The sequence below is a fragment of the Klebsiella sp. LY genome (assembly GCF_004010915.1).
GTDB classification, from domain to species: Bacteria; Pseudomonadota; Gammaproteobacteria; order Enterobacterales; family Enterobacteriaceae; genus Klebsiella; species Klebsiella quasipneumoniae.
Genome location: NZ_CP022444.1, coordinates 1,266,891 through 1,289,738, shown reverse-complemented (window position 1 = coordinate 1,289,738; position 22,848 = coordinate 1,266,891). Strand labels below are relative to the sequence as shown.

The window sequence follows — 22,848 nt, the reverse complement described above, 5'->3', positions numbered from 1 at the left end:
TGTTTTCGTACAGTATAGACTGGTTTTTTATCCAGTAAAGAGGCAGCGATGTAAATCAGAACAATTTTTTCGACCAGCCGAGCTTGGTGCTTAATGTATTGAAATAGCTGTAGTCTTTGGGATGAATCAGATTGAGGTGGTAATCGCAGCGGCGGATGAGGACATCTTCGCCATCCTGGATCGGCAGGGCAATCTGACTGTCGCAGCTGATCTCCAGATCGCTGCAGCGGTGAGAGAAGCGCAGGCGGATGGTGCTGTCGCCGTTGATCACCAGCGGTCGCGCCGAGAGGGTGTGCGGGAACATCGGCACCAGGGTGATGGCGTCCAGCGACGGGGTGAGGATCGGGCCGCCGGCCGACAGCGAATAGGCTGTGGAGCCGGTCGGGGTGGAGATTATCAGGCCATCGGAGCGCTGGGAGAAGGCGAAGACTTCATCGATATAGACTTCGAACTCAATCATATGCGCCACTTTGCCGGGGTGCAGCACCACTTCGTTGATGGCGGTGCTGATGCGTTTCTGGCAATCCTGCTGGCACACCTGGGCCTCCAGCAGAAAGCGTTTCTCGGCGATGTAGTGGCCTTCCAGCACGTCGGCGAGCTGCTGCAGGGCGTTGTCCGGGTCCAGGTCGGTGAGAAAGCCGAGGTTGCCGCGGTTAATGCCGATGACGTTAATGTCATAACGGGCCAGAGTCCGCGCCGCGCCGAGCATATTGCCGTCGCCGCCCACGACCACCGCGAGGTCGGCCTGTTGGCCAATCTCCGCCAGCGTGCCGGTTTTCACGTTGCTGAGCTGGAGTTCATGGGCGATCTGCTGTTCAACCAGCACTTCATACCCTTTGCTGCACAGCCAGCGCCAGAGCATTTCATGTGTGGTCAGGGCGGTGGGGTGACGAGGATGTCCCACAATGCCGATACACTTGAAATGGTTCTTCATGATCTGGATGTCCTTGCGTTAAATGAAATAGTGACAATCTGTCCGCTTCCCTTGAAACCCGGAAACTGATCCCCATAATAAGCGAAGTTAGCGAGATGAATGCGAAAAAAACGCGGAGAAATTCATGAGTAGTAAAGAACAGAAAACGCCTGAGGGGCAAGCCCCGGAAGAAATTATCACGGAGCAGCACGACGACGTTGAGGCGGTAGAGCCTGAAGTTTCGGCTGAGCAGGTGGATCCGCGCGATGAAAAAATTGCGAATCTGGAAGCCCAGCTGGCTGAAGCGCAGAAACGTGAACGTGAAGTGATGCTGCGTGCCAAAGCCGACGAAGATAACCTGCGTCGTCGTACCGAGCAGGATATCGAGAAAGCGCACAAATTCGCGCTGGAAAAATTCGTCAATGAACTGCTGCCGGTGATCGACAGCCTGGACCGCGCGCTGGAAGTGGCCGACAAGGCTAACCCGGAGCTGGCGCCGATGGTGGAAGGGATCGAACTGACCCTCAAATCTATGCTGGACGTAGTGCGTAAGTTCGGCGTGGAAGTGATCGCCGACACCAACGTTCCGCTGGATCCGAACGTCCACCAGGCCATTGCGATGGTCGAGTCTGAAGACGTGACGGCGGGCAACGTGCTGGCCGTGATGCAGAAAGGTTACACCCTGAACGGCCGCACCATTCGCGCCGCGATGGTGACGGTAGCAAAAGCGAAATAACGTTTGCTGCCTTGCTCAACGGCTGCCCGCGGGCGGCCGTTTTTTATGTCATCGCTCCCGGCGCGAGATAAAAAAACGGCGGGCCGCAGCCCACCGTGAGGTTAATTCCTTCGCTCGCGCTACTCCGTGACGCTCTCGCGTAATGATTTCACCGGCATCACTTTCACCTGTTTGATCATGTTGTCCTGCACGTCGAGAATATCAATATCATACTGCTCAATGCGCACGCGGGTGCCCGGGACCGGGATCTCTTCCAGCGCTTCAAGGATGATACCGTTGATGGTGCGCGCTTCATCTTCCGGCAGGTGCCAGTTGAACGCTTTGTTGATTTCGCGAACGTTGGCGCTGCCGTCGATTATCACGGTGCCGTCGTTGAGCGGGGTCACTTCCTCCGCCAGGGTGGGTGACATGGAGGTGGTGAAGTCGCCGACAATCTCTTCAAGAATATCTTCTACGGTGACCAGCCCCTGAATATCGCCGTATTCATCGACAACCAGACCGACTTTCTTTTTATTACGCTGGAATTTCACCAGCTGGGTGCTGAGCGGCGTCCCTTCAGGAACAAAGTAGATCTCATCTGCCGCCCGCAGCATGATCTCTTTTGTGAACTCTTTCTTCTCCGTCATCAGTCGGTAGGCTTCGCGGACGCGCAGCATGCTGATGGCATCGTCCAGCGAATCGCGGTAGAGCACAATGCGGCCGTGTGGGGAGTGGGTCAGCTGGCGGACGATAGATTTCCAGTCGTCATTGATGTCGATGCCGACAATCTCATTGCGCGGCACCATGATGTCGTTAACGCTGACCTTCTCCAGGTCCAGCACCGACAGCAGCATGTCCTGATTGCGTCGTGAGATTTGTGAACGGGATTCATTCACAATCGTGCGCAGTTCATCTTTGCTCAGGGCGCTGCTGATGACGGTATCGGTGCGGATGCCCATCATGCGCATCAGTATGCGGGTGATGGTATTCAGCAGCCACACCAGCGGCATCATCAGCACCTGCAGGGGCGCCAACAGGAAGCTGCTGGGGTAGGCAACTTTTTCCGGATAGAGGGCGGCGATGGTTTTCGGCAGGACTTCGGCAAATACCAGCACCACAAAGGTGAGTACGCCGGTGGCGATCGCGACGCCGGCATCGCCGTACAGGCGCATGCCGACGATGGTGCCCAGCGCCGAGGCGAGAATGTTGACGAGGTTATTACCGATGAGCACGAGGCTAATCAGGCGGTCCGGCTTGCGCAGCAGCTTCTCCACGCGCTTGGCGGGGCGGTTGCCTTGTTTCGCCATATGACGTAGCCGGTAGCGGTTCAGCGTCATCATGCCGGTTTCGGATCCGGAGAAATAGGCAGAGATAATCACCATGACGATCAGCGTTATGATCAGCGTGGTGGTGGAGATATGTTCCACGTAGGATTCCTTAAAAGACTTAGCTCACGAACTGTTGCAGCACGCGGCTACCAAAATAGGCCAGCGTCAGCAGACCGGCGCCAGCGACGCTGAACCAGACCACGCGACGTCCGCGCCACCCTTCATGATAGTGGCCCCACAGCAGGACGATATAGACGAACCACGCAATAATCGACAGCACCGCTTTATCAATGTTTTCGCTGCTGAACAGATTGTGCATATAGAACAGGCCGCTGCACAGCGTCAGAGTCAGCAGCACTACGCCGACCTGAGTGATGTGGAACATTTTGCGCTCAATGCTCATCAGCGGCGGCATTTCGCTGCTGAAGGCCAGCTTTTTATTCTTTAACTGGTAGTCGATCCACGCCAGCTGTAGCGCATACAGCGCGGCAATAATCAGCGTGGCGTACGAGAAGAGCGACAGGCCGATATGCACCAGCATCCCCGGAGTGGTTTCCAGGTGGGTGATATATTCGTTAGGCACGAAGGTGGCGAAGGCCAGGTTGATCAGCGCGAAGGCATAGACGATAGGCAGCAGCAGCCAGCCGCGATTGCGCGAGGCCACGATAGTCATCACCGTACAGATCATCAGGCTCACCAGCGACCCGACGTTCAGTAAGCTGAGGTTTTGCCCGCTCTCGCCGCCGGGGAATATCCGTGCTTCCAGCGCAAAAGCATGGCAAATCAACGCGATAGTCGCAGATAAAATCGCCATTCGCCGCCAGCTGCTGTTTTTTTGCAGCAAGCCGGGGATAATCAGCGCGAGGCTGACGGAGTAGGCGACAAGGGCGAGTAGAGCAAAAACAGGCATAGGTGTCGGCTGTTGGCTAAATAAGAAAGAGAAGCAGTATAACGTCAGCAGGCCTCTGCTCCAACCGTTGCAGCACATTCAGATTGATGTCGTGTTATACTCCGCCACATTCGTTTTGTGTGTCGCTGCGGCGACCGACCGTTTCCACCTCAGGCGAGAGACAATGTTTGATAATTTAACCGATCGTTTGTCGCGTACGCTGCGCAACATTAGCGGCCGCGGACGCCTTACAGAAGACAATATTAAAGACACCCTGCGCGAAGTGCGCATGGCGCTGCTGGAAGCGGACGTTGCGCTTCCGGTGGTACGTGATTTCATCAGCCGCGTCAAAGAGAGCGCGGTCGGCCATGAAGTCAATAAAAGCCTGACCCCGGGTCAGGAGTTCGTCAAAATCGTCCGCAACGAGCTGGTGGCGGCGATGGGCGAAGAGAACCAGACCCTCGACCTGGCGGCGCAGCCGCCGGCGGTGGTGCTGATGGCGGGCCTGCAGGGGGCTGGTAAAACCACCAGCGTCGGTAAGCTGGGGAAATTCCTGCGCGAGAAGCACAAGAAGAAAGTGCTGGTGGTCTCCGCGGACGTTTACCGCCCGGCGGCGATCAAACAGCTGGAGACCCTGGCCGAGCAGGTCGGCGTCGACTTCTTCCCGTCCGACGTCGGGCAGAAGCCGGTTGATATCGTCAACGCGGCGCTGAAAGAAGCGAAGCTCAAATTCTACGACGTGCTGCTGGTGGATACCGCCGGTCGTCTGCACGTTGACGAAGCGATGATGGACGAAATTAAGCACGTCCACGCCGCCATTAATCCGGTTGAAACCCTGTTCGTCGTCGATGCGATGACCGGCCAGGATGCGGCGAATACCGCTAAAGCCTTTAACGAAGCGCTGCCGCTGACCGGCGTGGTGCTGACCAAAGTGGACGGTGACGCCCGCGGCGGCGCGGCGCTGTCGATTCGCCATATTACCGGTAAGCCGATTAAATTCCTCGGCGTCGGCGAGAAAACCGAAGCGTTGGAACCGTTCCATCCGGACCGCGTCGCCTCCCGCATCCTCGGCATGGGCGACGTGCTGTCGCTGATCGAAGATATCGAGAGTAAAGTCGACCGCGCGCAGGCCGAGAAGCTGGCCTCCAAGCTGAAGAAAGGCGACGGCTTCGACCTCACCGACTTCCTGGAGCAGCTGCGCCAGATGAAAAACATGGGCGGCATGGCCAGCCTGATGGGCAAGCTGCCGGGTATGGGCCAGATCCCGGACAACGTCAAAGCGCAGATGGACGACAAAGTGCTGGTGCGTATGGAAGCGATCATCAACTCGATGACCCTGAAAGAGCGCGCTAAGCCGGAAATCATCAAAGGTTCACGTAAGCGCCGTATCGCCGCCGGCTGCGGGATGCAGGTGCAGGATGTGAACCGTCTGCTCAAGCAGTTCGACGACATGCAGCGCATGATGAAGAAGATGAAGTCGAAAGGCGGCATGATGAAGATGATGCGCGGGATGAAAGGGATGATGCCTCCAGGTTTCCCGGGCCGTTAATACGCGTCATAATTCAAGCCGCAGATGCGTTGGCTGCGTTCGTTCACCCCGGTCACGTACTTGTGTACGCTCCCGGGGATTTACTCACTTGCCGCGTGATTCGGCCATTCGGCCTCACCCCTTCGGGGCCAGCGCAAGCGCTGTTCAAAACGCTTTCGCGTTTTGTCCTGCAACTCGAATTATTTAGCGTATGTAGTTTTGAATTGATTTTTGCACAGAAATCAGTAAAATTTTCGGGCTTTTAATATGACACCGGGCTCCGTTCCTCGATGGGGCCCGGTTGTTTTATTCACACAAGAGGATGTTATGGTAACTATTCGTTTAGCACGTCACGGCGCTAAAAAGCGTCCGTTCTACCAGGTTGTTGTCACCGACAGCCGTAATGCACGCAACGGTCGCTTCATCGAGCGCGTTGGTTTCTTCAACCCGATCGCTAACGGTGCGGAAGAAGAAACTCGCCTGGATCTGGATCGTATCGCTCACTGGGTTGGCCAGGGCGCTACTGTTTCCGATCGCGTTGCCGCGCTGATCAAAGCCGCTAACAAAGCAGCTTAATCTGTCACGGTGGTCATGATGAGCAAGCAACACACCGCACAAGCACCTGTTGATCCGATCGTATTGGGGAAAATGGGTTCTTCCTACGGTATCCGTGGTTGGCTCAGAGTGTTTTCCTCCACCGAAGACGCCGAAAGCATTTTTGACTATCAGCCCTGGTTAATCCAGAAGGCGGGTCAGTGGCAGGTTGTTGAGCTGGAAAGCTGGCGCCACCACAATCAGGACATCATCATCAAGCTGAAAGGCGTTGACGATCGTGATGCCGCGAATCTACTGACTAATTGCGAAATTATCGTGGATTCATCGCAGTTGCCGGAGCTGGAAGAGGGTGACTACTACTGGAAAGACCTGATGGGCTGCCAGGTAGTGACAACGGAAGGCTATAGCCTCGGTAAAGTCATCGATATGATGGAAACCGGGTCTAATGACGTGCTCGTCATCAAGGCAAACCTGAAAGATGCATTTGGTATCAAGGAGCGGTTGGTTCCGTTCCTCGATGGGCAGGTTATCAAGAAAGTCGATCTCACTACGCGTACTATCGAAGTAGATTGGGATCCTGGTTTTTAAATTCTCCGGATAAACGGTAAAAGACGGCGCTATGTGGATTGGCATAATTAGCCTGTTTCCTGAAATGTTCCGCGCAATTACCGATTACGGGGTAACTGGCCGGGCAGTAAAAAATGGCCTGCTGAGCATCGAAAGCTGGAGTCCTCGCGACTTCACGCATGACCGGCACCGTACCGTGGACGATCGTCCTTACGGCGGCGGACCGGGGATGCTAATGATGGTGCAACCCTTACGGGATGCCATTCATGCAGCAAAAGCCGCGGCAGGTGAAGGCGCGAAGGTGATTTATCTGTCACCTCAGGGACGCAAGCTTGATCAAGCGGGCGTCAGCGAACTGGCAACGAATCAGAAACTGATTCTGGTGTGCGGTCGTTACGAAGGGATAGACGAGCGCGTAATCCAAACCGAAATTGACGAAGAATGGTCAATCGGCGATTACGTTCTCAGCGGTGGTGAGTTACCGGCAATGACGCTGATTGACTCCGTTTCCCGGTTCATTCCGGGAGTACTGGGCCATGAAGCATCGGCAACGGAAGATTCCTTTGCTGATGGGTTGCTGGATTGCCCCCACTATACCCGTCCTGAAGTGTTAGAAGAGATGGAAGTACCGCCAGTATTGCTGTCGGGAAACCATGCTGAGATACGTCGCTGGCGTCTGAAGCAGTCGCTGGGCCGCACCTGGCTTAGAAGACCTGAACTTCTGGAAAACCTGGCTCTGACTGAAGAGCAAGCAAAGCTGCTGGCGGAGTTCAAAACTGAACACGCGCAACAGCAGCATAAACATGATGGGCAGGCGTGAGCCCCCAATATCAGTTTACCCAGGATAAGAGATTAAATTATGAGCAACATTATTAAGCAACTTGAACAAGAACAGATGAAGCAGGACGTACCTTCCTTCCGTCCGGGTGATACCGTGGAAGTGAAAGTATGGGTTGTTGAAGGTTCCAAAAAACGTCTGCAGGCATTCGAGGGCGTGGTTATCGCTATTCGTAACCGCGGTCTGCACTCTGCATTCACTGTTCGCAAAATTTCCAACGGCGAAGGCGTTGAGCGTGTCTTCCAGACTCACTCTCCGGTAGTTGACAGCATTGCTGTTAAACGTCGTGGTGCTGTACGTAAAGCTAAACTGTACTACCTGCGTGAGCGCACTGGTAAGTCTGCTCGTATCAAAGAGCGTCTTAACTAAGATTCGCTTTCGCGACATCCTGACAAAAAGGGCTGGCCTCAGGGCCGGCCCTTTTTTTATCTTTGTTGTAACCATCGTGATGTAAATCATTTACAATACGCCCTCTATTCGGAGGGGCGGTGGTCAGTAACAGTTTTCAGCAAACGACACCTAAACGGCGAGCCGCCTGGCTGGCGCTGTTGGCGATCCTGCTGATCGTGGTGGCCCCCCTGATCTCCGTCTCCCTGCAAAAAGACCCTATGAGCGCCATGCCCGGCATGCACCACGCCATGATGATGGACAGCTCGCCAGCGAGTATGGCGCAGATGCCCGGCCACGATATGGCGATGATGCACAGCACAGACGGCGCTACGCCTACCGGACACGAACTGCCGCTGGACCATGCCGAAGCCTGTGGCTATTGCGTGCTGTTAGCCCATGTCCCAGGGCTGATTTTCGCGCTGGCGCTGTTCGTCGCCATGCTCCTGCGGCGCATTCGCCTGCCGGCTTCTCGCCCGGTATTAAAACACTGGCGCTACTTTCCCTGGCTCTACCCCGAAACCCGCGCCCCGCCGCAGCTGTCTGCTTTTTCCCTTTCATAAAAATCAATCTGCGCACCGCGCAACGACCTCTTTTGCTTTAAAAAAAGGAAAAGTATGACAACCTGCACCTCGCGCGCGGCATGGCTGAACCTGCTGCGTCGCCTCCATTTCTATATCGGGCTGTTTATCGGACCGTTTATCTTTGTCGCAGCCCTGACCGGTACGCTTTATGTGGCGACGCCGCAACTGGAAAACTGGCTCTATCACGATGCGCTGTATGGCCTTCCCGAAGGCACCCCGCAACCGCTCAGCGCCCAGATTGCGCTGGCCGAGGAAGCGACCCAGGGTAATCTGCGGCTGCTGGCGGTGCGTCCGGCCCCCGCGGTGGGCGAGACCACCCGCATTATGTTTGCCGATCCGCGTCTCGGGGAGTCGGAATCCCGGGCCATTTTTGTCGATCCGATCGCGCTGCGGGTGAAGGGCGATATGACGGTCTACGGCACCAGCGGCATCCTGCCGCTGCGTCAGTGGATTGACTATGCGCATCGTTCGCTGCTGTTGGGCGACAGCGGGCGGCTCTACAGCGAACTGGCTGCCTCATGGATGTGGGTGGCCGCGCTGGGGGGCATTGCCCTGTGGGCGATGACGCGTCCAAAACGGCGGATCAATAACGCCCTGCAGAATCATCGTCGGCTGCACGTGACGCTGGGCTGGAGTTTACTGCTGGGTATGCTGCTCTTCTCCGCCACCGGCCTGACCTGGTCGCAATGGGCCGGCGGCAATGTGGATAAAATGCGGGCGGCTTTCGGCTGGTGGACGCCGCAGGTCAATACCCTGCTGCACGGTGAGGCACCGATGGCACACGATCCCCATGCCGGGCATCACAGGGAGGCGATGGCCATGACCCAGCATCAGCCCGCGCAATTTGACCGGGCACTGGCGGTGGCCCGTCAGGCGGGGCTGAACGCCAGCCGGCTGGAGATCCGTCCCCCGGTATCAGACGGACGCGCCTGGACGGTGAATGAGATCGACCGACGCTGGCCGACGCAGGTGGATGCGGTAGCGATCGATGGCGCCACGATGGAGGTGGTGGATCGCACCCATTTTGCCGACTTTCCTCTGATGGCGAAACTTACCCGCTGGGGCGTCGATTTCCATATGGGGATCCTCTTCGGTCTGGCGAATCAACTGCTGCTGGTGGGGTTTGGCTGTGCGCTGTGCGTCACCATTGCCGTGGGGTACCGGCTGTGGTGGATGCGCCGTCCGCCTCAGGCCGTCTGGGATCCGGCGCATTCGCTGCTGCGGGCGTGGCTGTCGCTCGCCTGGCCTGCCCGTGGGCTGGTGCTTGGGATAGCGTTAGCCCTGGGTCTGGCCATGCCATTGATGGGCATCAGCCTGGTGTTGTTCATTGCCGTTGACTACCTGCGCTGGCGCGCGGCAACGGCAATGAGGATGGCGAAGTCCAGCGATTAAGCGGACGTTTACGGCGTGCTGATGACCACCGTGACCCGGCGGTTTTCAGCGCGCCCGGCCGCGGTGTCGTTGCTGGCGATCGGGTATTTTTTGCCAAGGCCGCGGGTGACTAAATTACTGCGCGGGATATGGGCGCCTTCCGCCCAGGCATCGGCTACGCTGTTGGCCCGCTTAAGCGACAGGGCTTCGTTATAGCTATCCTCACCATAATTATCGGTGTGGCCTTCAAGGCGGCTATGCGTTATCCCGGTTGTCGCCAGCCGCGAGGCCATTTGGGTGATCTGCTGGCGGCTGTCGGGACGTAGTCGGTAGTCATTCTTGTCAAACAGGATGCTATCGGATAAGCCCAGGGACCAATCGCCGTTGCTTTCAGTAAAGCCGTAAGATTTCATCGCCGCCACCTGCTCGGGGGTAAATTTTCCCTGAGGAGCCTGGCAACCTGTCAAAAGCGCCGCCGCCATCAGGGCGGGGGCGAAATATTTCGTGATCATAATGCGTCCTTTATTATTTCAGCGTCTGCTGGATACGTTGGTTTTTCATCCGATACATATTCTGATCGGCAAGTTCTTGCAGTGATTCCGCAGTGGCGTGCTCCCACGCCAGGGCATAACCGACGCTCAGCGAGAGCGTGGCGCTATGGCCATTGTGCAGATTGAATGGCGGAAGAAATTGTTCAGACAGCGCCTGGCACAGGGCCTGGACTTCTGCTTCCGAGCGCACCTCGCGCAGCAGAACGGCAAACTCATCGCCGCCGAGACGCCACGCCAGATGGCGTTTACCGGCGAAAGTCATCAGGCGGCTGGCGACTTCCATCAGCACTTTATCGCCCGCCGCATGTCCCCAGTTGTCATTGATCAATTTGAAGTTATCGCCATCGAGAAACAGTAACGCTGAGGTCTGGTGATCCACTTCATTTTTCATCAGCTCGGCAAGCGCGTTGCGAAAGGCGGCGCGGTTAGCCAGGCCGGTCAACGGATCGTGCAACGAGCTGCGCAACAGCTGAGCATTTTTGGCCTGCAGCTGGCGCTGCCAGTCCTCCATCTCCCCCAGCAGACTGTTAAAGTCCTGGGCAAACAGATGGAACTCCTCGATACGCTCCTCCGGCACCCGCCGGGAGAAGTGGCGGTTTTCGCGAATATCATGCACGACCTCGGTGATGCTCTGCAGGGCGGCGACGATCCCCCGGTGCAGGGAGTGGGTCAGCAGCAGGCCGATAAACGAGGCGAGCAGAATGCTGCCTGTCAGTACCAGAATCGAGATGCCCAGAAAGTGGCTAATTAGTTCATCAAGCGCGGTTAGTCGCAGCTCGCCGATTTGTTTGCCCTGGTGCCAGATGGGCTGCACCGTGGGCTCCGGAAACAGCCATTTACTGATAAGGCCGCTCACTTGTTCTTTGTTGGCCAGCGGTTCGTGGCGCCATGCGGCGAAGGGCTGCTTCTGGCCGTTGAGCACGATTGCCTGGGAAATCTGCCCTTGCTTCCCCAGGGAAGCGAGGGTCTCCTCTGCTGCCGCGCTGTCGCCAAACACCAGGGCGGCTTCGAGACTGCGGCCCATGGTCGCGGCAGTGAGCTCAAGGTTTTTCTGCGCGTACTGCTTGAGCGTGAAGATAGAGGCCGTGCTCAGCAGCAGCCAGACCAGCGTCATGGAAATCACCACGCTTATCACGCTAATGCGACGCAGCGCGCGTTTGAACGTCGGGCGCGATGTCTGTGAAAAGTCCTTATTCATGTGGTTTCTTCCGGGCAAGCATCAGGACGTCCGGGTTAACCCGAACCCCGCTGTGCGTCAGAACGTCCAGATTAACGGAGAAGCGGACTCTGTCGTCGTTGATGATCAGGCAAAACGCGCTACCAATTGAGCAATCTGTATTTTGTTCTGCGATGAGTAACAGCGGCCTCGAGCCATAGCGGCGAGTTAATTCCGACTGTTGGGTCGGCGATTCGCTGCCAAAATAAAAACCATCGCAGGTTGTTTTTAACGCTTCTTCACTATTACGTACTATCACCGGTTGATAGGGCAATGCATCCGGATCTTCATGAGCCAGGCTATGGGTGAAGCGTGATGAGGCAAAAATGCACAGCTTCGGCGCCCCTGTTAATGACGGCCAACGGGTATAGGTCACGATCCCGGAAACAATCGCGCGAACATGTTCTGAAGGTCCGGCAGCAAAAACAGGAGATACCGCGATGAGAAAAAATACAGTCAATAAAAGACGGTGTAATACTGTCATTAACGCTTCCGTCAAATTCGCCCTGACGCGGGAAAAGCCGCTGCCGATGCCCGGCGAAGAATATCACTGATAGCAAAACCCGTCATTAGATGCGCCCTTTGCTTTGGGACAAATCTCACCAGGATTTTTCGTAATGCCGATGGCTCTGATGAGCCATTTTGGCGCGATTTTGCTATGTGTAAATATTTTTGTACGGATAATGCCGTGGTAAGTGCCAATTAATTTATTGGTGTAAATTAAAATTTACGTAATATGGATTGAATTCTTTACTTTGTATGGTATCGTTACGTCATGCCCGCTGAGGCAACCCCTATCGCAAACGAGCTACACAGGATCGCAATCATGCAAAAAGACGCGCTGAATAACGTACATATTACCGACGAACATGTGTTAATGACCCCGGAGCAACTGAAGGCGGAATTCCCCCTGAGCGTTGAACAGGAAGCGCAGATCGCGCACGCCCGTGAAACCATCTCCGATATCATCGCCGGCCGCGATCCGCGCCTGCTGGTGGTTTGCGGTCCTTGCTCCATTCACGATCCGGAAGCTGCGATCGAATATGCTCGTCGGTTTAAAGCCCTTGCCGCAGAGGTCAGCGATAGCCTCTATCTGGTGATGCGCGTCTATTTTGAAAAACCCCGTACTACCGTTGGCTGGAAGGGGCTGATTAACGACCCGCATATGGATGGTTCGTTTGATGTTGAAGGCGGCCTGAAGATTGCGCGTCGTCTGCTGGTCGAGCTCGTGAATATGGGACTGCCGCTGGCGACGGAAGCGCTGGATCCCAACAGCCCGCAGTACCTTGGGGATCTGTTCAGCTGGTCCGCCATCGGCGCGCGAACCACGGAATCTCAGACGCACCGCGAAATGGCCTCTGGTCTTTCCATGCCGGTAGGCTTTAAAAATGGCACCGACGGCAGCCTGGCCACGGCCATCAACGCCATGCGCGCCGCGGCGATGCCGCACCGTTTCGTCGGTATCAACCAGGCCGGGCAGGTCTGCCTGCTGCAAACGCAGGGTAACCCGAACGGCCATGTGATCCTCCGCGGCGGTAAGGCGCCAAACTACGGTCCGGACGATGTGGCGAAATGCGAAAAAGAGATGGCGCAGGCGGGACTGAAGCCGTCGCTGATGGTAGATTGCAGTCATGGGAACTCCAATAAAGATTTCCGCCGCCAGCCGGCCGTGGCTGAATCCGTTGTCGCGCAGATTAAAGATGGCAATCGCTCCATTATCGGCCTGATGATTGAGAGTAATATCCACGAGGGCAATCAGTCCTCTGAACAGCCGCGTGAGGCGATGAAATACGGCGTTTCGGTAACGGATGCCTGCATCAGCTGGGAAACCACCGATGCGCTACTGCGTGAACTGGATAAGGATCTCCGCGGCCACCTGGCGGCCCGTTTGGTGTAAGAGGAAAGTATGGTTGCTGAACTGACCGCGTTACGCGATCAAATTGATGAAGTAGATAAAGCGTTGCTTAGCCTGCTGGCTAAGCGCCTGGAACTGGTGGCCGAAGTCGGCGAGGTGAAGAGCCAGTATGGCCTGCCGATTTACGTCCCGGAACGCGAGGCGGCGATGCTCGCCTCCCGGCGAGAAGAGGCGGCTGCGCTCGGCGTTCCGCCGGATCTGATCGAGGACGTTCTGCGTCGCGTGATGCGCGAATCCTATTCCAGCGAAAACGACAAAGGCTTCAAAACCCTTTACCCGAATCTGCGGCCGGTAGTGATCGTCGGCGGCGGCGGGCAGATGGGGCGTCTGTTTGAGAAGATGTTAACGCTGTCCGGCTATCAGGTGCGCATTCTGGAAAAAGAGGACTGGGCGCGGGCGACGGATATCGTCGCCGATGCCGGCATGGTCATTGTCAGCGTGCCGATTCACACCACCGTGGAGACGATCGCCAGGCTGCCGCCGCTGCCGGCGGATTGCATTCTGGTCGACCTTGCCTCGGTTAAAGCAGAGCCGCTGCAGGCGATGCTGGCGGCGCATCAGGGCCCGGTACTCGGCCTGCACCCGATGTTTGGTCCGGACAGCGGCAGCCTTGCCAAGCAGGTGGTGGTCTACTGCGATGGCCGCCAGCCAGAGGCCTATCAGTGGTTCCTCGAGCAAATTCAGGTCTGGGGCGCGCGCCTGCATCGCATCAGCGCGGTGGAGCACGATCAGAACATGGCCTTTATTCAGGCGTTGCGCCACTTTGCCACCTTCGCCTATGGGCTGCATCTGGCGGAAGAGAATGTGCGCCTTGAGCAGTTGCTGGCGCTCTCGTCACCCATTTACCGGCTGGAGCTGGCGATGGTGGGCCGTCTGTTTGCCCAGGATCCGCAGCTCTACGCCGACATTATTATGTCTTCGGAAAACAACCTGGCGCTGATTAAGCGCTACTACCAGCGGTTTGGCGAGGCGATCGGTCTGCTGGAGCAGGGCGATAAGCAGGCGTTTATCGATAGCTTCCGTAAAGTCGAACACTGGTTTGGCGATTACGCGCAGCGTTTCCAGAGCGAGAGCCGCACGCTGCTGCGTCAGGCGAACGATAATCGGCAGTAAAGCGAAAAAGGTGTATACAATAAAGCCAGCGACCGCTGGCTTTTTTTATAGGGATGACAACGATGGCTGAACCACAACCGCTGTTTGACTACACCGGATACCTGCCGGAATGCCCGACCTGGAGCGAGGCAGAGCAGGCCCTTTACTGGGCCGATATTATGGAATGTGAAATTCACCGCTACGATACCCGCAGCGGCGAACACCAGGTGCTGCAATTTCCGGAGGAGGTCGGCTGTTTTTCCTTGCGCGAGAAGGGCGGGTTTATCGTTGCATTGCGCAGCGGTATCTGGCTGACCGACGCCCACGGTCTGCTACGGCGTAAAGTCTGCGATAACCCGAGCAATCCGGAACTGGCGCGGTTTAACGATGGCGGGACCGATCGCGATGGGCGCTTTTATGCCGGCACCTTCTGGGGCCCGGGGGATTATAACGGCGCGCTGCTGATGCGGGTCGATAACGACCTGAAGCCGACGGTGATCCAGTGTGACATCCATGGCGCCAACGGTCTGGCGTTTAGCGCCGACCGGCGCTGGATGTATACCTCCGATACGCCGAACGCCGTGATCTACCGTACGCCGCTGGATGAGCAGGGTGAGCCTGGCCGGCGCGAAGTCTTTCGCCGTTTTCAGCCTGGCGAAGGGATACCGGACGGGGCGGCGATTGACGTGGAGGGGTGTTACTGGAGCGCAATGTTTGACGGCTGGCGGATCGCCCGTTTCTCTCCGCAGGGTGAGGAGCTGGAGTCCTACCCGATGCCGGTACGTTGCCCGACGATGGTCTGCTTTGGCGGGGCGGATATGCAAACGCTCTATATCACCACCACCCGGGAAAACATGGAGGACGATGAGCTGGCGCAGTATCCGCTGTCCGGCGCCATCTTCACCCTGCCGGTGGCGGTGGCAGGGATGAAGAAATTACCGTTCCGCGAACGTTAAACCGGATCCACCGGCACGACGTTTTCGCTGGGGTAGCAACCGAGAACCTTCATGGAGCGGGTGATCTCCGCCAGCTCCTTCAGCGCCTTGCGCATGGACAGCGAGTCCAGGTTTGCCTGAATATCGAGATAAAACATCTCTTCCCACGGATTGCCATGGATGGGGCGAGATTCCAGTTTGGTCATGATCAGATTGTGATTGCGCAGCACCAGTAAGGCTTCCACCAGGGCACCCGCCTGCTGACCGGTCGCCATTAACAGCGTGGTCTTCGCCGGAACCTGATCGGAGACGTTCACCGCTTTGCGCGCCAGAACGAGGAAGCGCGTAATATTCTGCGTCTGGTTGGCCTGGCAGTGCTCCAGCACCTGCAGGCCGTACAGAGCGCCGCCCGCTTCGCTGCCCAGCGCCGCGACGGTCGGGGCGTTCGCCTGCGCGACTTTTTCCATCGCCGCTGAGGTGCTCTCGGTATATTCAATCTTCCAGTGCGGGTAGCGACTCAGATACTGGCTACACTGCTGGAACGGTTGCGGATGGCTGTAGACGGTCTGAATTTTATCGGCATCCGTCGAGGTGCTGACCAGGACGCAATGATCGATAGGGATCGTCAGCTCGCCTACGATCGACAGGCTGGTGTGCTGCAGCAGATCGTAGACATCGTTGATCCCGCCGGAGCTGGTGTTTTCAATCGGCACTACGGCGTAATCGGCCTGGCCGGTTTCCACCTGATTAAAAATATCGGCGAACTTCGCGCAGCCGCTTTCAATAAACTGCTCAAAGTGGCGAGCGGCGTACTGACGCGCCGCCAGATGCGAATAAGAGCCTTTGGGACCGAGGAACGCCACGCGAGCCGAATGCGGGTTAATTTTATTCAAATGCTGCTGCAGCAGGGTTTGCTGGGTCAGTACAGAGTCTTCGATAATCAGCTGGAACAGGCGGGTGATGTAATGAGCGTCCAGATTATGGCGCTTGCCGAGGGTCATCAGACGCTCCAGCAGATCGCGTTCGCGGTCAATATCACGCACCGGGCGATGGGAGGCCAGTTTGGCTTTACCAACCTCAACAGCCAGCCCGCGACGCTCCGCCAGCAGAGCAAGCAGTTTCTCATCCAGCGCGCTTATCTTGTCGCGCAGCGCCAGTAATGGGTTTTCCTCGGTCATAGATGTTGCCTTTGTTGTTATCCAATAAAAAAGGCCTCCCGGGTGGGAGGCCTTATTGTTCGTCTTCGCATTCTTTCTTATACGACGAATTGCCTCCCGGTCAGGGGAAGGTAAAAAAGAATGCGAAGAAGAACGGGACGAGTTTCATGATGAATTCCTTTAAGTAGTGGGGATTACAGTACCTGTACTGTTTTCACTCTGTCAATAAAAAACGCGCCCGAAGGCGCGTGGCATGACACAACTTAAGTTAAGGATTACTCTTCTTCTTCCACAAAGCCTGCCTCTTTCACCGACGTCGCGGCGCGGCGGGCTTCCCCTTTGTGTTGCACTTTATTGAGCTGCCGTTCCAGCTTGTTGATCAATTCGTTAATGGCGGCGTACATATCTTCATGACGCGCACTGGCAACCAGATGGCCGTTTGGCGTGTTGATGGTTGCATCAGCGATAAAACCCTGCGGCTCCTTAGACAGAATGATGTGCGGGTTAATTAAATGAGTTTGCCACTTATCCAGTTTGGCGAGACGGTCTGCGACATGCTGGCGGATTGCCGGAGTAATTTCCATTTGTTTACTGGTAATGTTCATTGTCATAAATTTTACCTCTTGTCTTTCCCGTCTTGGTGAATCCAGCATACCTTTCCTAATGTCAAAATGTGTGATCTAAATCACGTTTTATTGTCACTTTTTGTCAACGAATTCATTTTGTGAGACAGGGCAGGAAGAAGTGAGATTTTACTTGTCGAACCTGCCAAAGCAGGCCATATTTGATGAGTTAACTCGACGCTAAACCGCTTCAGCTAACCAGGATAACGAATAAAAAAACGGCAGCCAGTGGCTGCCGTTTGCGATCCATGAGTCAGGCTCAGGTGTTCTTACTGTTCGCAGCGATAATCTTCGCGACTTTGTCCGCCTGAGCATTCATCTGCATTTGACGATAGGCATTTTCCATCTTCGGCAGGGCATCGCGGGTGGCCTGGGTATCCGGATAGTTACGCATCATACCTTCCACGCGGTTAACGACGGCAACCCATGCGCCGCGGTCGGTGTAGTAATCCACTACCGACAGCTCATACTTCGCCAGGCGATCTTTCAGGAATACCATGCGCTTATAGGCGTCCGTGGCATACTGGCTGTTCGGGTAGCCGCGTACCAGTTTGGAGAAGTCATTGAAGGCATCGCGCGCGTGCTGCGGATCGCGGTCGGAACGATCGACGCCGAAGAAGCCCTGCAGGGCGCTGTCATCCAGAGCCATGTTGGTCAGGCCGCGCATATAGATGACGTAGTCGATGTTCGGATGGGTGGGATTCAAGCGCATGAAGCGATCGATGGCCGCTTGAGCCAGCGGCAGATCGGCGTTTTTGTAATACGCATAAATCAGATCCAGCTGTACCTGTTGGGAATAAGGGCCGAATGGATAACGGTTATCCAACGCTTCCAGTTGCGTTATCGCCTGTTTCCAGTTACCGTCCTGCAGTTTTTGCTGGGCGGTCGCGTAGATTTCATTCGGCGGATTATCAGGCACCTCTTCCTTAGAGCCGGAGCAACCCACCAAAGCCAGGCTCAGTGTGGCGGCTGCCACCAGGTATTTCATGCGCGTCATGACGTTTTGACTTCCTCAAAATGTTTATGCGGGAGAATCTCTGTTCCTGCTCCCGATTAAGACCAGCTACAATAGCACACTATATTAAACGGCAAAGCCGTAAAACCCAACGTTAAACGAAGAAGCTGTATATGGCACAACGAGTACAACTCACCGCAACGGTGACCGAAAATCAACTCGGTCAACGCTTAGATCAGGCTTTGGCCGAATTGTTCCCTGATTATTCGCGATCGCGGATAAAAGAATGGATCCTCGACCAACGCGTATTAGTCAATGGCACCATTGGCGATAAACCGAAAGAAAAAGTGCTGGGGGGAGAACGCATCGCTATCGATGTGGAAATCGAAGAAGAGGCGCGCTTCCAGCCGCAGGATATTCCGCTCAATATCGTTTACGAAGATGATGACATCATCGTGATCAACAAACCGCGCGATCTGGTTGTACATCCTGGCGCGGGCAACCCTGACGGTACTGTGCTGAATGCGCTGCTGCACTACTATCCGCCTATTGCCGATGTGCCGCGTGCGGGTATCGTCCACCGTCTGGATAAAGACACCACCGGTCTGATGGTGGTGGCGAAAACCATTCCAGCGCAAACCCGGCTGGTGGAGTCGCTGCAGTTGCGCGAGATCACCCGTGAATACGAAGCGGTGGCGATCGGTCATATGACCGCCGGCGGTACGGTTGAAGAACCGATCAGCCGTCATCCGACCAAGCGTACCCATATGGCGGTGCACCCGATGGGCAAACCGGCGGTGACCCACTACCGCATTATGGAACATTTCCGCATCCATACCCGCCTGCGCCTGCGTCTGGAAACCGGTCGTACGCATCAGATCCGCGTGCATATGTCGCATATCACCCATCCGCTGGTAGGCGACCAGGTGTATGGCGGCCGCCCGCGTCCGCCGAAGGGCGCGTCGGAGGAGTTCATCACCGCGCTGCGTAAATTCGACCGCCAGGCGCTGCACGCCACCATGCTACGTCTGTACCACCCGATTACCGGCATTGAAATGGAGTGGCACGCGCCCATCCCACAAGATATGGTCGAGCTCATCGAGGCGATGCGCGCCGATTTTGAAGCCCATAAGGACGATATTGACTGGTTATGACTAAACTGATTGTACCGCAGTGGCTAATGCCCGGCAGCGTGGCGGCCTGTAGTTCTACCCGCATCGGCGGCGTGAGTCTGCCGCCCTATGACTCGCTCAACCTGGGCGCCCATTGCGGCGACAATCTGCAGCATGTCGAAGAAAACCGGCGGAGGATGTTTGCCGCCGGCGGCTTACCGTCTTACCCGGTTTGGCTGGAGCAGGTTCATGGTACCGATGTGCTCACGCTGGACGGCGGACCCTATCCGTCGAAACGCGCGGATGCCTCTTATAGCCGTACGCCAGGGACTGTCTGCGCGGTGATGACCGCTGACTGCCTGCCGGTCCTGTTCTGTAACCGCGCCGGTACCGAAGTCGCCGCGGCGCATGCGGGATGGCGCGGCTTATGTGAAGGGGTTCTGGAAGAGACGGTCGCCCGTTTCGCCGATAAAGCCGAAAACATTATGGCGTGGCTGGGACCCGCCATCGGTCCGCAGGCGTTTGAGGTGGGCCCAGAAGTTCGCGACGCTTTTATGGCTAAGGATGAGAATGCGCATCAGGCTTTTCGTCCGGCAGGCGAAAAATATTTTGCTGATATCTACCAGCTGGCTCGGCAGCGCCTGGCAAACGTCGGCGTTGAGCAGATTTTCGGCGGCGATCGCTGCACGCTAAGCGAAAAGGATGATTTTTTCTCTTACCGGCGCGACAAGACCACCGGTCGTATGGCAAGTTTCATTTGGCTGATATAACCTAGAGAATCAAGACGATCCAGAAGGCAAACTTATTTTTCGCATAGTTCAGGTCTTTAACCTTGAATAATTGAGGGATGACCTCATTTAATCTCCAGTAGCAAATTTGACCTGTTATGGGAGGAGTTATGCGTCTGGATCGTCTTACCAATAAATTCCAGCTTGCTCTTGCCGATGCCCAGTCGCTTGCACTCGGGCACGACAACCAATTCATCGAACCTCTTCATTTAATGAGCGCCTTGCTGAATCAGGAAGGGGGATCGGTACGTCCTTTATTAACCTCGGCGGGCGTGAATGCCGGGAAACTGCGCACTGACATCGAACAGGCTCTGAGCCGTTTACCGCAGGTGGAAGGCACCGGCGGCGATGTGCAACCTTCTCAGGATTTAGTGCGGATCCTGAACCTTTGCGACAAGCTGGCGCAAAAGAAAAAGGACAACTTTATATCGTCAGAACTGTTTGTTCTGGCGGCGCTTGAATCACGCGGTACGCTGACCGACCTTTTAAAATCCGCCGGAGCAACAACCGCCAACGTGACTCAGGCGATTGAACAAATGCGCGGAGGTGAAAGCGTGAACGATCAGGGTGCCGAAGACCAACGTCAGGCATTGAAGAAATTTACCGTCGATCTCACCGAGCGTGCCGAACAGGGCAAGCTGGACCCGGTTATCGGCCGTGATGAAGAGATCCGCCGTACCATTCAGGTATTGCAGCGCCGTACCAAAAACAATCCGGTGCTGATTGGTGAACCCGGGGTGGGTAAAACCGCTATCGTCGAAGGCCTGGCGCAGCGTATCGTCAACGGCGAAGTGCCGGAAGGGCTGAAAGGCCGCCGGGTGCTGGCGCTGGATATGGGCGCGCTGGTGGCCGGGGCGAAATACCGCGGTGAGTTTGAAGAGCGTCTGAAAGGCGTGCTAACCGACCTGTCGAAACAGGAAGGCAACGTCATTCTGTTTATCGACGAACTGCATACCATGGTTGGCGCCGGTAAAGCCGATGGCGCGATGGACGCGGGCAACATGCTGAAGCCGGCGCTGGCGCGTGGTGAACTGCACTGCGTCGGGGCGACGACGCTTGACGAATACCGTCAGTACATTGAAAAAGACGCTGCGCTGGAGCGCCGCTTCCAGAAGGTGTTCGTCGCCGAGCCGTCGGTAGAAGATACCATCGCTATTCTGCGCGGTCTGAAAGAACGTTATGAACTGCACCACCATGTGCAGATCACCGACCCGGCTATCGTGGCGGCGGCGACCTTGTCGCATCGCTACATTGCCGACCGTCAGCTGCCGGATAAAGCCATCGACCTTATCGATGAGGCGGCGTCCAGCATCCGTATGCAGATCGACTCAAAGCCGGAAGAGCTGGACCGTCTCGATCGCCGTATCATCCAGTTGAAACTGGAGCAGCAGGCGCTGAAGAAAGAGTCTGATGAGGCGAGTCTGAAGCGTCTTGATATGCTCAACGAGGAGCTGGCGGATAAAGAACGGCAGTACTCGGTGCTGGAAGAAGAGTGGAAAGCGGAAAAAGCGTCCCTCTCCGGCACCCAGACCATCAAAGCCGAGCTGGAGCAGGCGAAAATCGCCATCGAACAGGCGCGTCGCGTCGGTGACCTGGCGCGGATGTCCGAGCTGCAGTACGGCAAAATTCCGGAACTGGAGAAACAGCTGGCGGCAGCCACTCAGTCCGAAGGAAAAACCATGCGTCTGCTGCGTAATAAAGTGACGGATGCTGAAATCGCCGAAGTGCTGGCCCGCTGGACCGGTATCCCGGTCTCCCGCATGATGGAAAGCGAGCGTGACAAACTGCTGCGTATGGAGCAGGAACTGCATCATCGGGTGATTGGTCAGGATGAGGCGGTTGAAGCAGTATCTAACGCTATTCGCCGTAGCCGTGCCGGGCTGTCCGATCCGAACCGGCCGATTGGTTCATTCCTGTTCCTCGGTCCGACCGGGGTCGGTAAAACCGAGCTGTGTAAAACGCTGGCTAACTTTATGTTCGACAGCGACGACGCAATGGTGCGTATCGATATGTCCGAGTTTATGGAGAAACACTCCGTCTCGCGTCTGGTCGGTGCGCCTCCGGGATACGTCGGTTATGAAGAGGGCGGTTACCTGACCGAGGCGGTGCGCCGTCGTCCTTATTCCGTCATCCTGCTGGATGAAGTGGAAAAAGCGCACCCGGATGTGTTCAACATTCTGCTGCAGGTACTCGACGACGGGCGCCTCACCGATGGCCAGGGGAGAACGGTCGACTTCCGTAACACGGTGGTCATCATGACCTCGAACCTCGGTTCCGATTTGATTCAGGAACGGTTCGGCGAGCTGGATTACGGACATATGAAGGACCTGGTGCTGGGGGTTGTCAGCCAGAACTTCCGTCCGGAGTTCATCAACCGTATCGATGAAGTGGTGGTCTTCCATCCGCTGGGTGAGAAACACATTGCTTCTATTGCCCAGATCCAGCTGCAGCGTCTGTATAAACGTCTGGAAGAGCGCGGATATGAAGTGCGGATGTCCGATGAGGCGTTGAAGTTACTAAGCGCCAACGGATACGATCCGGTATACGGCGCGCGGCCACTGAAACGCGCTATTCAGCAGCAGATTGAGAACCCGTTGGCCCAGCAGATACTTTCCGGTGAGCTGATTCCGGGTAAAACCGTCGAGCTGGTAGTGAAAGACGACCGTATCGTGGCAGTGCAGTAAGTCACAAAACGACAAAAACGGGCCCAGCGGGCTCGTTTTTGTTTAAAAACCAGGCAAGAATTAAAGCTCAACACCTGATTTGGTTGAAAAGTGAGCGATTGAATTCTTTTTTTGAATTTATCCTTGTCACTTCAGAATTACCCCC

24 protein-coding genes and 1 other annotated feature are annotated in these 22,848 nt (G+C 56.2%); of the genes, 14 read left to right on the top strand and 10 right to left on the bottom strand.

Going from position 1 to position 22,848, the window contains the following annotated elements; all coding sequences use genetic code 11:
• Positions 1 to 55 precede the first annotated feature (55 nt).
• Positions 56 to 934 (bottom strand): NAD(+) kinase, encoded by an 879-nt coding sequence (gene nadK / locus CE636_RS09015; protein ID WP_002914158.1) that lies wholly within the window; start codon positions 932 to 934, stop codon positions 56 to 58.
• Positions 935 to 1,058: 124 nt separating this feature from the next.
• Here nadK and grpE point away from each other — a divergent pair, with 124 nt between their 5' ends.
• Positions 1,059 to 1,649, top strand: coding sequence for a nucleotide exchange factor GrpE (gene grpE / locus CE636_RS09005; protein WP_017900639.1), 591 nt, complete (start codon positions 1,059 to 1,061; stop codon positions 1,647 to 1,649).
• 119 nt (positions 1,650 to 1,768) lie between these two features.
• Here the strand turns inward: grpE and CE636_RS09000 are convergent, their stop codons facing one another.
• Both CE636_RS09000 and CE636_RS08995 read right to left on the bottom strand, forming a co-directional pair.
• Positions 1,769 to 3,055, bottom strand: a complete 1,287-nt coding sequence (locus tag CE636_RS09000; RefSeq protein WP_017900640.1) for an HlyC/CorC family transporter — start codon at positions 3,053 to 3,055, stop codon at positions 1,769 to 1,771.
• Between the two features lie 19 nt (positions 3,056 to 3,074).
• Positions 3,075 to 3,866 (bottom strand): cytochrome C assembly family protein, encoded by a 792-nt coding sequence (locus CE636_RS08995; protein WP_002914153.1) that lies wholly within the window; start codon positions 3,864 to 3,866, stop codon positions 3,075 to 3,077.
• A gap of 163 nt (positions 3,867 to 4,029) precedes the next feature.
• Here CE636_RS08995 and ffh point away from each other — a divergent pair, with 163 nt between their 5' ends.
• The 7 genes from ffh (at position 4,030) to CE636_RS08955 (ending at position 9,696) form a co-directional block, all read left to right on the top strand.
• A complete protein-coding gene (ffh, locus tag CE636_RS08990; protein ID WP_002914152.1) occupies positions 4,030 to 5,394 on the top strand; it encodes a signal recognition particle protein in 1,365 nt (454 codons plus the stop codon).
• A 306-nt stretch (positions 5,395 to 5,700) separates the two neighbouring features.
• Complete coding sequence (gene rpsP, locus CE636_RS08980; protein WP_002914149.1) at positions 5,701 to 5,949, top strand: 30S ribosomal protein S16; 249 nt, start codon at positions 5,701 to 5,703, stop codon at positions 5,947 to 5,949.
• 18 nt (positions 5,950 to 5,967) lie between these two features.
• A complete protein-coding gene (gene rimM / locus CE636_RS08975) occupies positions 5,968 to 6,516 on the top strand; it encodes a ribosome maturation factor RimM (protein ID WP_004150977.1) in 549 nt (182 codons plus the stop codon).
• Positions 6,517 to 6,547: 31 nt separating this feature from the next.
• The gene (trmD, locus tag CE636_RS08970; protein WP_002914147.1) at positions 6,548 to 7,315 is read left to right on the top strand and encodes a tRNA (guanosine(37)-N1)-methyltransferase TrmD; all 768 of its coding nucleotides are present in this window, start codon (positions 6,548 to 6,550) and stop codon (positions 7,313 to 7,315) included.
• A gap of 39 nt (positions 7,316 to 7,354) precedes the next feature.
• A complete protein-coding gene (gene rplS / locus CE636_RS08965; protein WP_002914145.1) occupies positions 7,355 to 7,702 on the top strand; it encodes a 50S ribosomal protein L19 in 348 nt (115 codons plus the stop codon).
• A 119-nt stretch (positions 7,703 to 7,821) separates the two neighbouring features.
• Positions 7,822 to 8,283, top strand: coding sequence for a DUF2946 domain-containing protein (locus CE636_RS08960; RefSeq protein WP_017900641.1), 462 nt, complete (start codon positions 7,822 to 7,824; stop codon positions 8,281 to 8,283).
• A gap of 54 nt (positions 8,284 to 8,337) precedes the next feature.
• Complete coding sequence (locus CE636_RS08955; RefSeq protein WP_017900642.1) at positions 8,338 to 9,696, top strand: PepSY-associated TM helix domain-containing protein; 1,359 nt, start codon at positions 8,338 to 8,340, stop codon at positions 9,694 to 9,696.
• Positions 9,697 to 9,704: 8 nt separating this feature from the next.
• Here the strand turns inward: CE636_RS08955 and CE636_RS08950 are convergent, their stop codons facing one another.
• Genes CE636_RS08950 through CE636_RS08940 form a run of 3 tightly spaced genes read right to left on the bottom strand, consistent with a single transcriptional unit; the run spans position 9,705 to position 11,926 of the window.
• The gene (locus CE636_RS08950) at positions 9,705 to 10,187 is read right to left on the bottom strand and encodes an OmpA family protein (RefSeq protein ID WP_017900643.1); all 483 of its coding nucleotides are present in this window, start codon (positions 10,185 to 10,187) and stop codon (positions 9,705 to 9,707) included.
• A gap of 13 nt (positions 10,188 to 10,200) precedes the next feature.
• Complete coding sequence (dgcN, locus tag CE636_RS08945) at positions 10,201 to 11,424, bottom strand: diguanylate cyclase DgcN (protein WP_004206845.1); 1,224 nt, start codon at positions 11,422 to 11,424, stop codon at positions 10,201 to 10,203.
• The gene (locus tag CE636_RS08940; protein ID WP_017900644.1) at positions 11,417 to 11,926 is read right to left on the bottom strand and encodes a YfiR family protein; all 510 of its coding nucleotides are present in this window, start codon (positions 11,924 to 11,926) and stop codon (positions 11,417 to 11,419) included. Before CE636_RS08940 ends, dgcN begins: the two co-directional genes overlap by 8 nt.
• A gap of 342 nt (positions 11,927 to 12,268) precedes the next feature.
• Here CE636_RS08940 and aroF point away from each other — a divergent pair, with 342 nt between their 5' ends.
• The 3 genes from aroF (at position 12,269) to CE636_RS08925 (ending at position 15,405) form a co-directional block, all read left to right on the top strand.
• The gene (aroF, locus tag CE636_RS08935) at positions 12,269 to 13,339 is read left to right on the top strand and encodes a 3-deoxy-7-phosphoheptulonate synthase AroF (protein ID WP_004206844.1); all 1,071 of its coding nucleotides are present in this window, start codon (positions 12,269 to 12,271) and stop codon (positions 13,337 to 13,339) included.
• A 9-nt stretch (positions 13,340 to 13,348) separates the two neighbouring features.
• Positions 13,349 to 14,470 (top strand): bifunctional chorismate mutase/prephenate dehydrogenase, encoded by a 1,122-nt coding sequence (tyrA, locus tag CE636_RS08930; RefSeq protein ID WP_004206843.1) that lies wholly within the window; start codon positions 13,349 to 13,351, stop codon positions 14,468 to 14,470.
• 62 nt (positions 14,471 to 14,532) lie between these two features.
• On the top strand, positions 14,533 to 15,405 hold the full coding sequence (locus CE636_RS08925) for an SMP-30/gluconolactonase/LRE family protein (RefSeq protein ID WP_004206842.1): 873 nt from the start codon (positions 14,533 to 14,535) through the stop codon (positions 15,403 to 15,405).
• Here the strand turns inward: CE636_RS08925 and pheA are convergent.
• The 4 genes from pheA to bamD all read right to left on the bottom strand — a co-directional run bounded on the left by pheA (position 15,402) and on the right by bamD (position 18,161).
• A complete protein-coding gene (gene pheA, locus CE636_RS08920; RefSeq protein ID WP_004206841.1) occupies positions 15,402 to 16,562 on the bottom strand; it encodes a bifunctional chorismate mutase/prephenate dehydratase in 1,161 nt (386 codons plus the stop codon). The two genes, CE636_RS08925 and pheA, sit on opposite strands and share 4 nt — an antisense overlap.
• Before the next feature lie 24 nt (positions 16,563 to 16,586).
• Positions 16,587 to 16,711 (bottom strand) — a sequence feature (Phe leader region).
• On the bottom strand, positions 16,663 to 16,710 hold the full coding sequence (gene pheL, locus CE636_RS08915) for a pheA operon leader peptide PheL (RefSeq protein WP_100250063.1): 48 nt from the start codon (positions 16,708 to 16,710) through the stop codon (positions 16,663 to 16,665). Its footprint overlaps the feature before it by 48 nt.
• A gap of 105 nt (positions 16,712 to 16,816) precedes the next feature.
• Positions 16,817 to 17,152, bottom strand: coding sequence for a ribosome-associated translation inhibitor RaiA (gene raiA / locus CE636_RS08910; protein WP_002914111.1), 336 nt, complete (start codon positions 17,150 to 17,152; stop codon positions 16,817 to 16,819).
• 271 nt (positions 17,153 to 17,423) lie between these two features.
• Positions 17,424 to 18,161 (bottom strand): outer membrane protein assembly factor BamD, encoded by a 738-nt coding sequence (gene bamD, locus CE636_RS08905; RefSeq protein WP_004145664.1) that lies wholly within the window; start codon positions 18,159 to 18,161, stop codon positions 17,424 to 17,426.
• Between the two features lie 131 nt (positions 18,162 to 18,292).
• Here bamD and rluD point away from each other — a divergent pair, with 131 nt between their 5' ends.
• The 3 genes from rluD (at position 18,293) to clpB (ending at position 22,703) form a co-directional block, all read left to right on the top strand.
• Complete coding sequence (gene rluD / locus CE636_RS08900) at positions 18,293 to 19,273, top strand: 23S rRNA pseudouridine(1911/1915/1917) synthase RluD (protein WP_004206840.1); 981 nt, start codon at positions 18,293 to 18,295, stop codon at positions 19,271 to 19,273.
• A complete protein-coding gene (gene yfiH / locus CE636_RS08895; RefSeq protein WP_017900645.1) occupies positions 19,270 to 20,001 on the top strand; it encodes a purine nucleoside phosphorylase YfiH in 732 nt (243 codons plus the stop codon). The genes rluD and yfiH overlap by 4 nt, the downstream gene beginning before the upstream one ends.
• A 128-nt stretch (positions 20,002 to 20,129) precedes the next feature.
• A complete protein-coding gene (gene clpB / locus CE636_RS08890; protein WP_004206837.1) occupies positions 20,130 to 22,703 on the top strand; it encodes an ATP-dependent chaperone ClpB in 2,574 nt (857 codons plus the stop codon).
• Positions 22,704 to 22,848: the final 145 nt, after the last annotated feature.

What these genes read in the sequence shown, in the direction of transcription:
- rimM (WP_004150977.1), top strand. Translation starts at nt 5,968, where the DNA reads ATGAGCAAGCAACACACCGCACAAGCACCTGTTGATCCGATCGTATTG.
- rluD (WP_004206840.1), top strand. Translation starts at nt 18,293, where the DNA reads ATGGCACAACGAGTACAACTCACCGCAACGGTGACCGAAAATCAACTC.
- aroF (WP_004206844.1), top strand. Translation starts at nt 12,269, where the DNA reads ATGCAAAAAGACGCGCTGAATAACGTACATATTACCGACGAACATGTG.
- dgcN (WP_004206845.1), bottom strand. Translation starts at nt 11,424, where the DNA reads ATGAATAAGGACTTTTCACAGACATCGCGCCCGACGTTCAAACGCGCG.
- yfiH (WP_017900645.1), top strand. Translation starts at nt 19,270, where the DNA reads ATGACTAAACTGATTGTACCGCAGTGGCTAATGCCCGGCAGCGTGGCG.
- clpB (WP_004206837.1), top strand. Translation starts at nt 20,130, where the DNA reads ATGCGTCTGGATCGTCTTACCAATAAATTCCAGCTTGCTCTTGCCGAT.
- tyrA (WP_004206843.1), top strand. Translation starts at nt 13,349, where the DNA reads ATGGTTGCTGAACTGACCGCGTTACGCGATCAAATTGATGAAGTAGAT.
- pheA (WP_004206841.1), bottom strand. Translation starts at nt 16,562, where the DNA reads ATGACCGAGGAAAACCCATTACTGGCGCTGCGCGACAAGATAAGCGCG.
- raiA (WP_002914111.1), bottom strand. Translation starts at nt 17,152, where the DNA reads ATGACAATGAACATTACCAGTAAACAAATGGAAATTACTCCGGCAATC.
- trmD (WP_002914147.1), top strand. Translation starts at nt 6,548, where the DNA reads ATGTGGATTGGCATAATTAGCCTGTTTCCTGAAATGTTCCGCGCAATT.
- CE636_RS08940 (WP_017900644.1), bottom strand. Translation starts at nt 11,926, where the DNA reads ATGACAGTATTACACCGTCTTTTATTGACTGTATTTTTTCTCATCGCG.
- ffh (WP_002914152.1), top strand. Translation starts at nt 4,030, where the DNA reads ATGTTTGATAATTTAACCGATCGTTTGTCGCGTACGCTGCGCAACATT.
- grpE (WP_017900639.1), top strand. Translation starts at nt 1,059, where the DNA reads ATGAGTAGTAAAGAACAGAAAACGCCTGAGGGGCAAGCCCCGGAAGAA.
- CE636_RS08995 (WP_002914153.1), bottom strand. Translation starts at nt 3,866, where the DNA reads ATGCCTGTTTTTGCTCTACTCGCCCTTGTCGCCTACTCCGTCAGCCTC.
- rplS (WP_002914145.1), top strand. Translation starts at nt 7,355, where the DNA reads ATGAGCAACATTATTAAGCAACTTGAACAAGAACAGATGAAGCAGGAC.
- nadK (WP_002914158.1), bottom strand. Translation starts at nt 934, where the DNA reads ATGAAGAACCATTTCAAGTGTATCGGCATTGTGGGACATCCTCGTCAC.
- CE636_RS08925 (WP_004206842.1), top strand. Translation starts at nt 14,533, where the DNA reads ATGGCTGAACCACAACCGCTGTTTGACTACACCGGATACCTGCCGGAA.
- rpsP (WP_002914149.1), top strand. Translation starts at nt 5,701, where the DNA reads ATGGTAACTATTCGTTTAGCACGTCACGGCGCTAAAAAGCGTCCGTTC.
- CE636_RS08955 (WP_017900642.1), top strand. Translation starts at nt 8,338, where the DNA reads ATGACAACCTGCACCTCGCGCGCGGCATGGCTGAACCTGCTGCGTCGC.
- CE636_RS08950 (WP_017900643.1), bottom strand. Translation starts at nt 10,187, where the DNA reads ATGATCACGAAATATTTCGCCCCCGCCCTGATGGCGGCGGCGCTTTTG.
- bamD (WP_004145664.1), bottom strand. Translation starts at nt 18,161, where the DNA reads ATGACGCGCATGAAATACCTGGTGGCAGCCGCCACACTGAGCCTGGCT.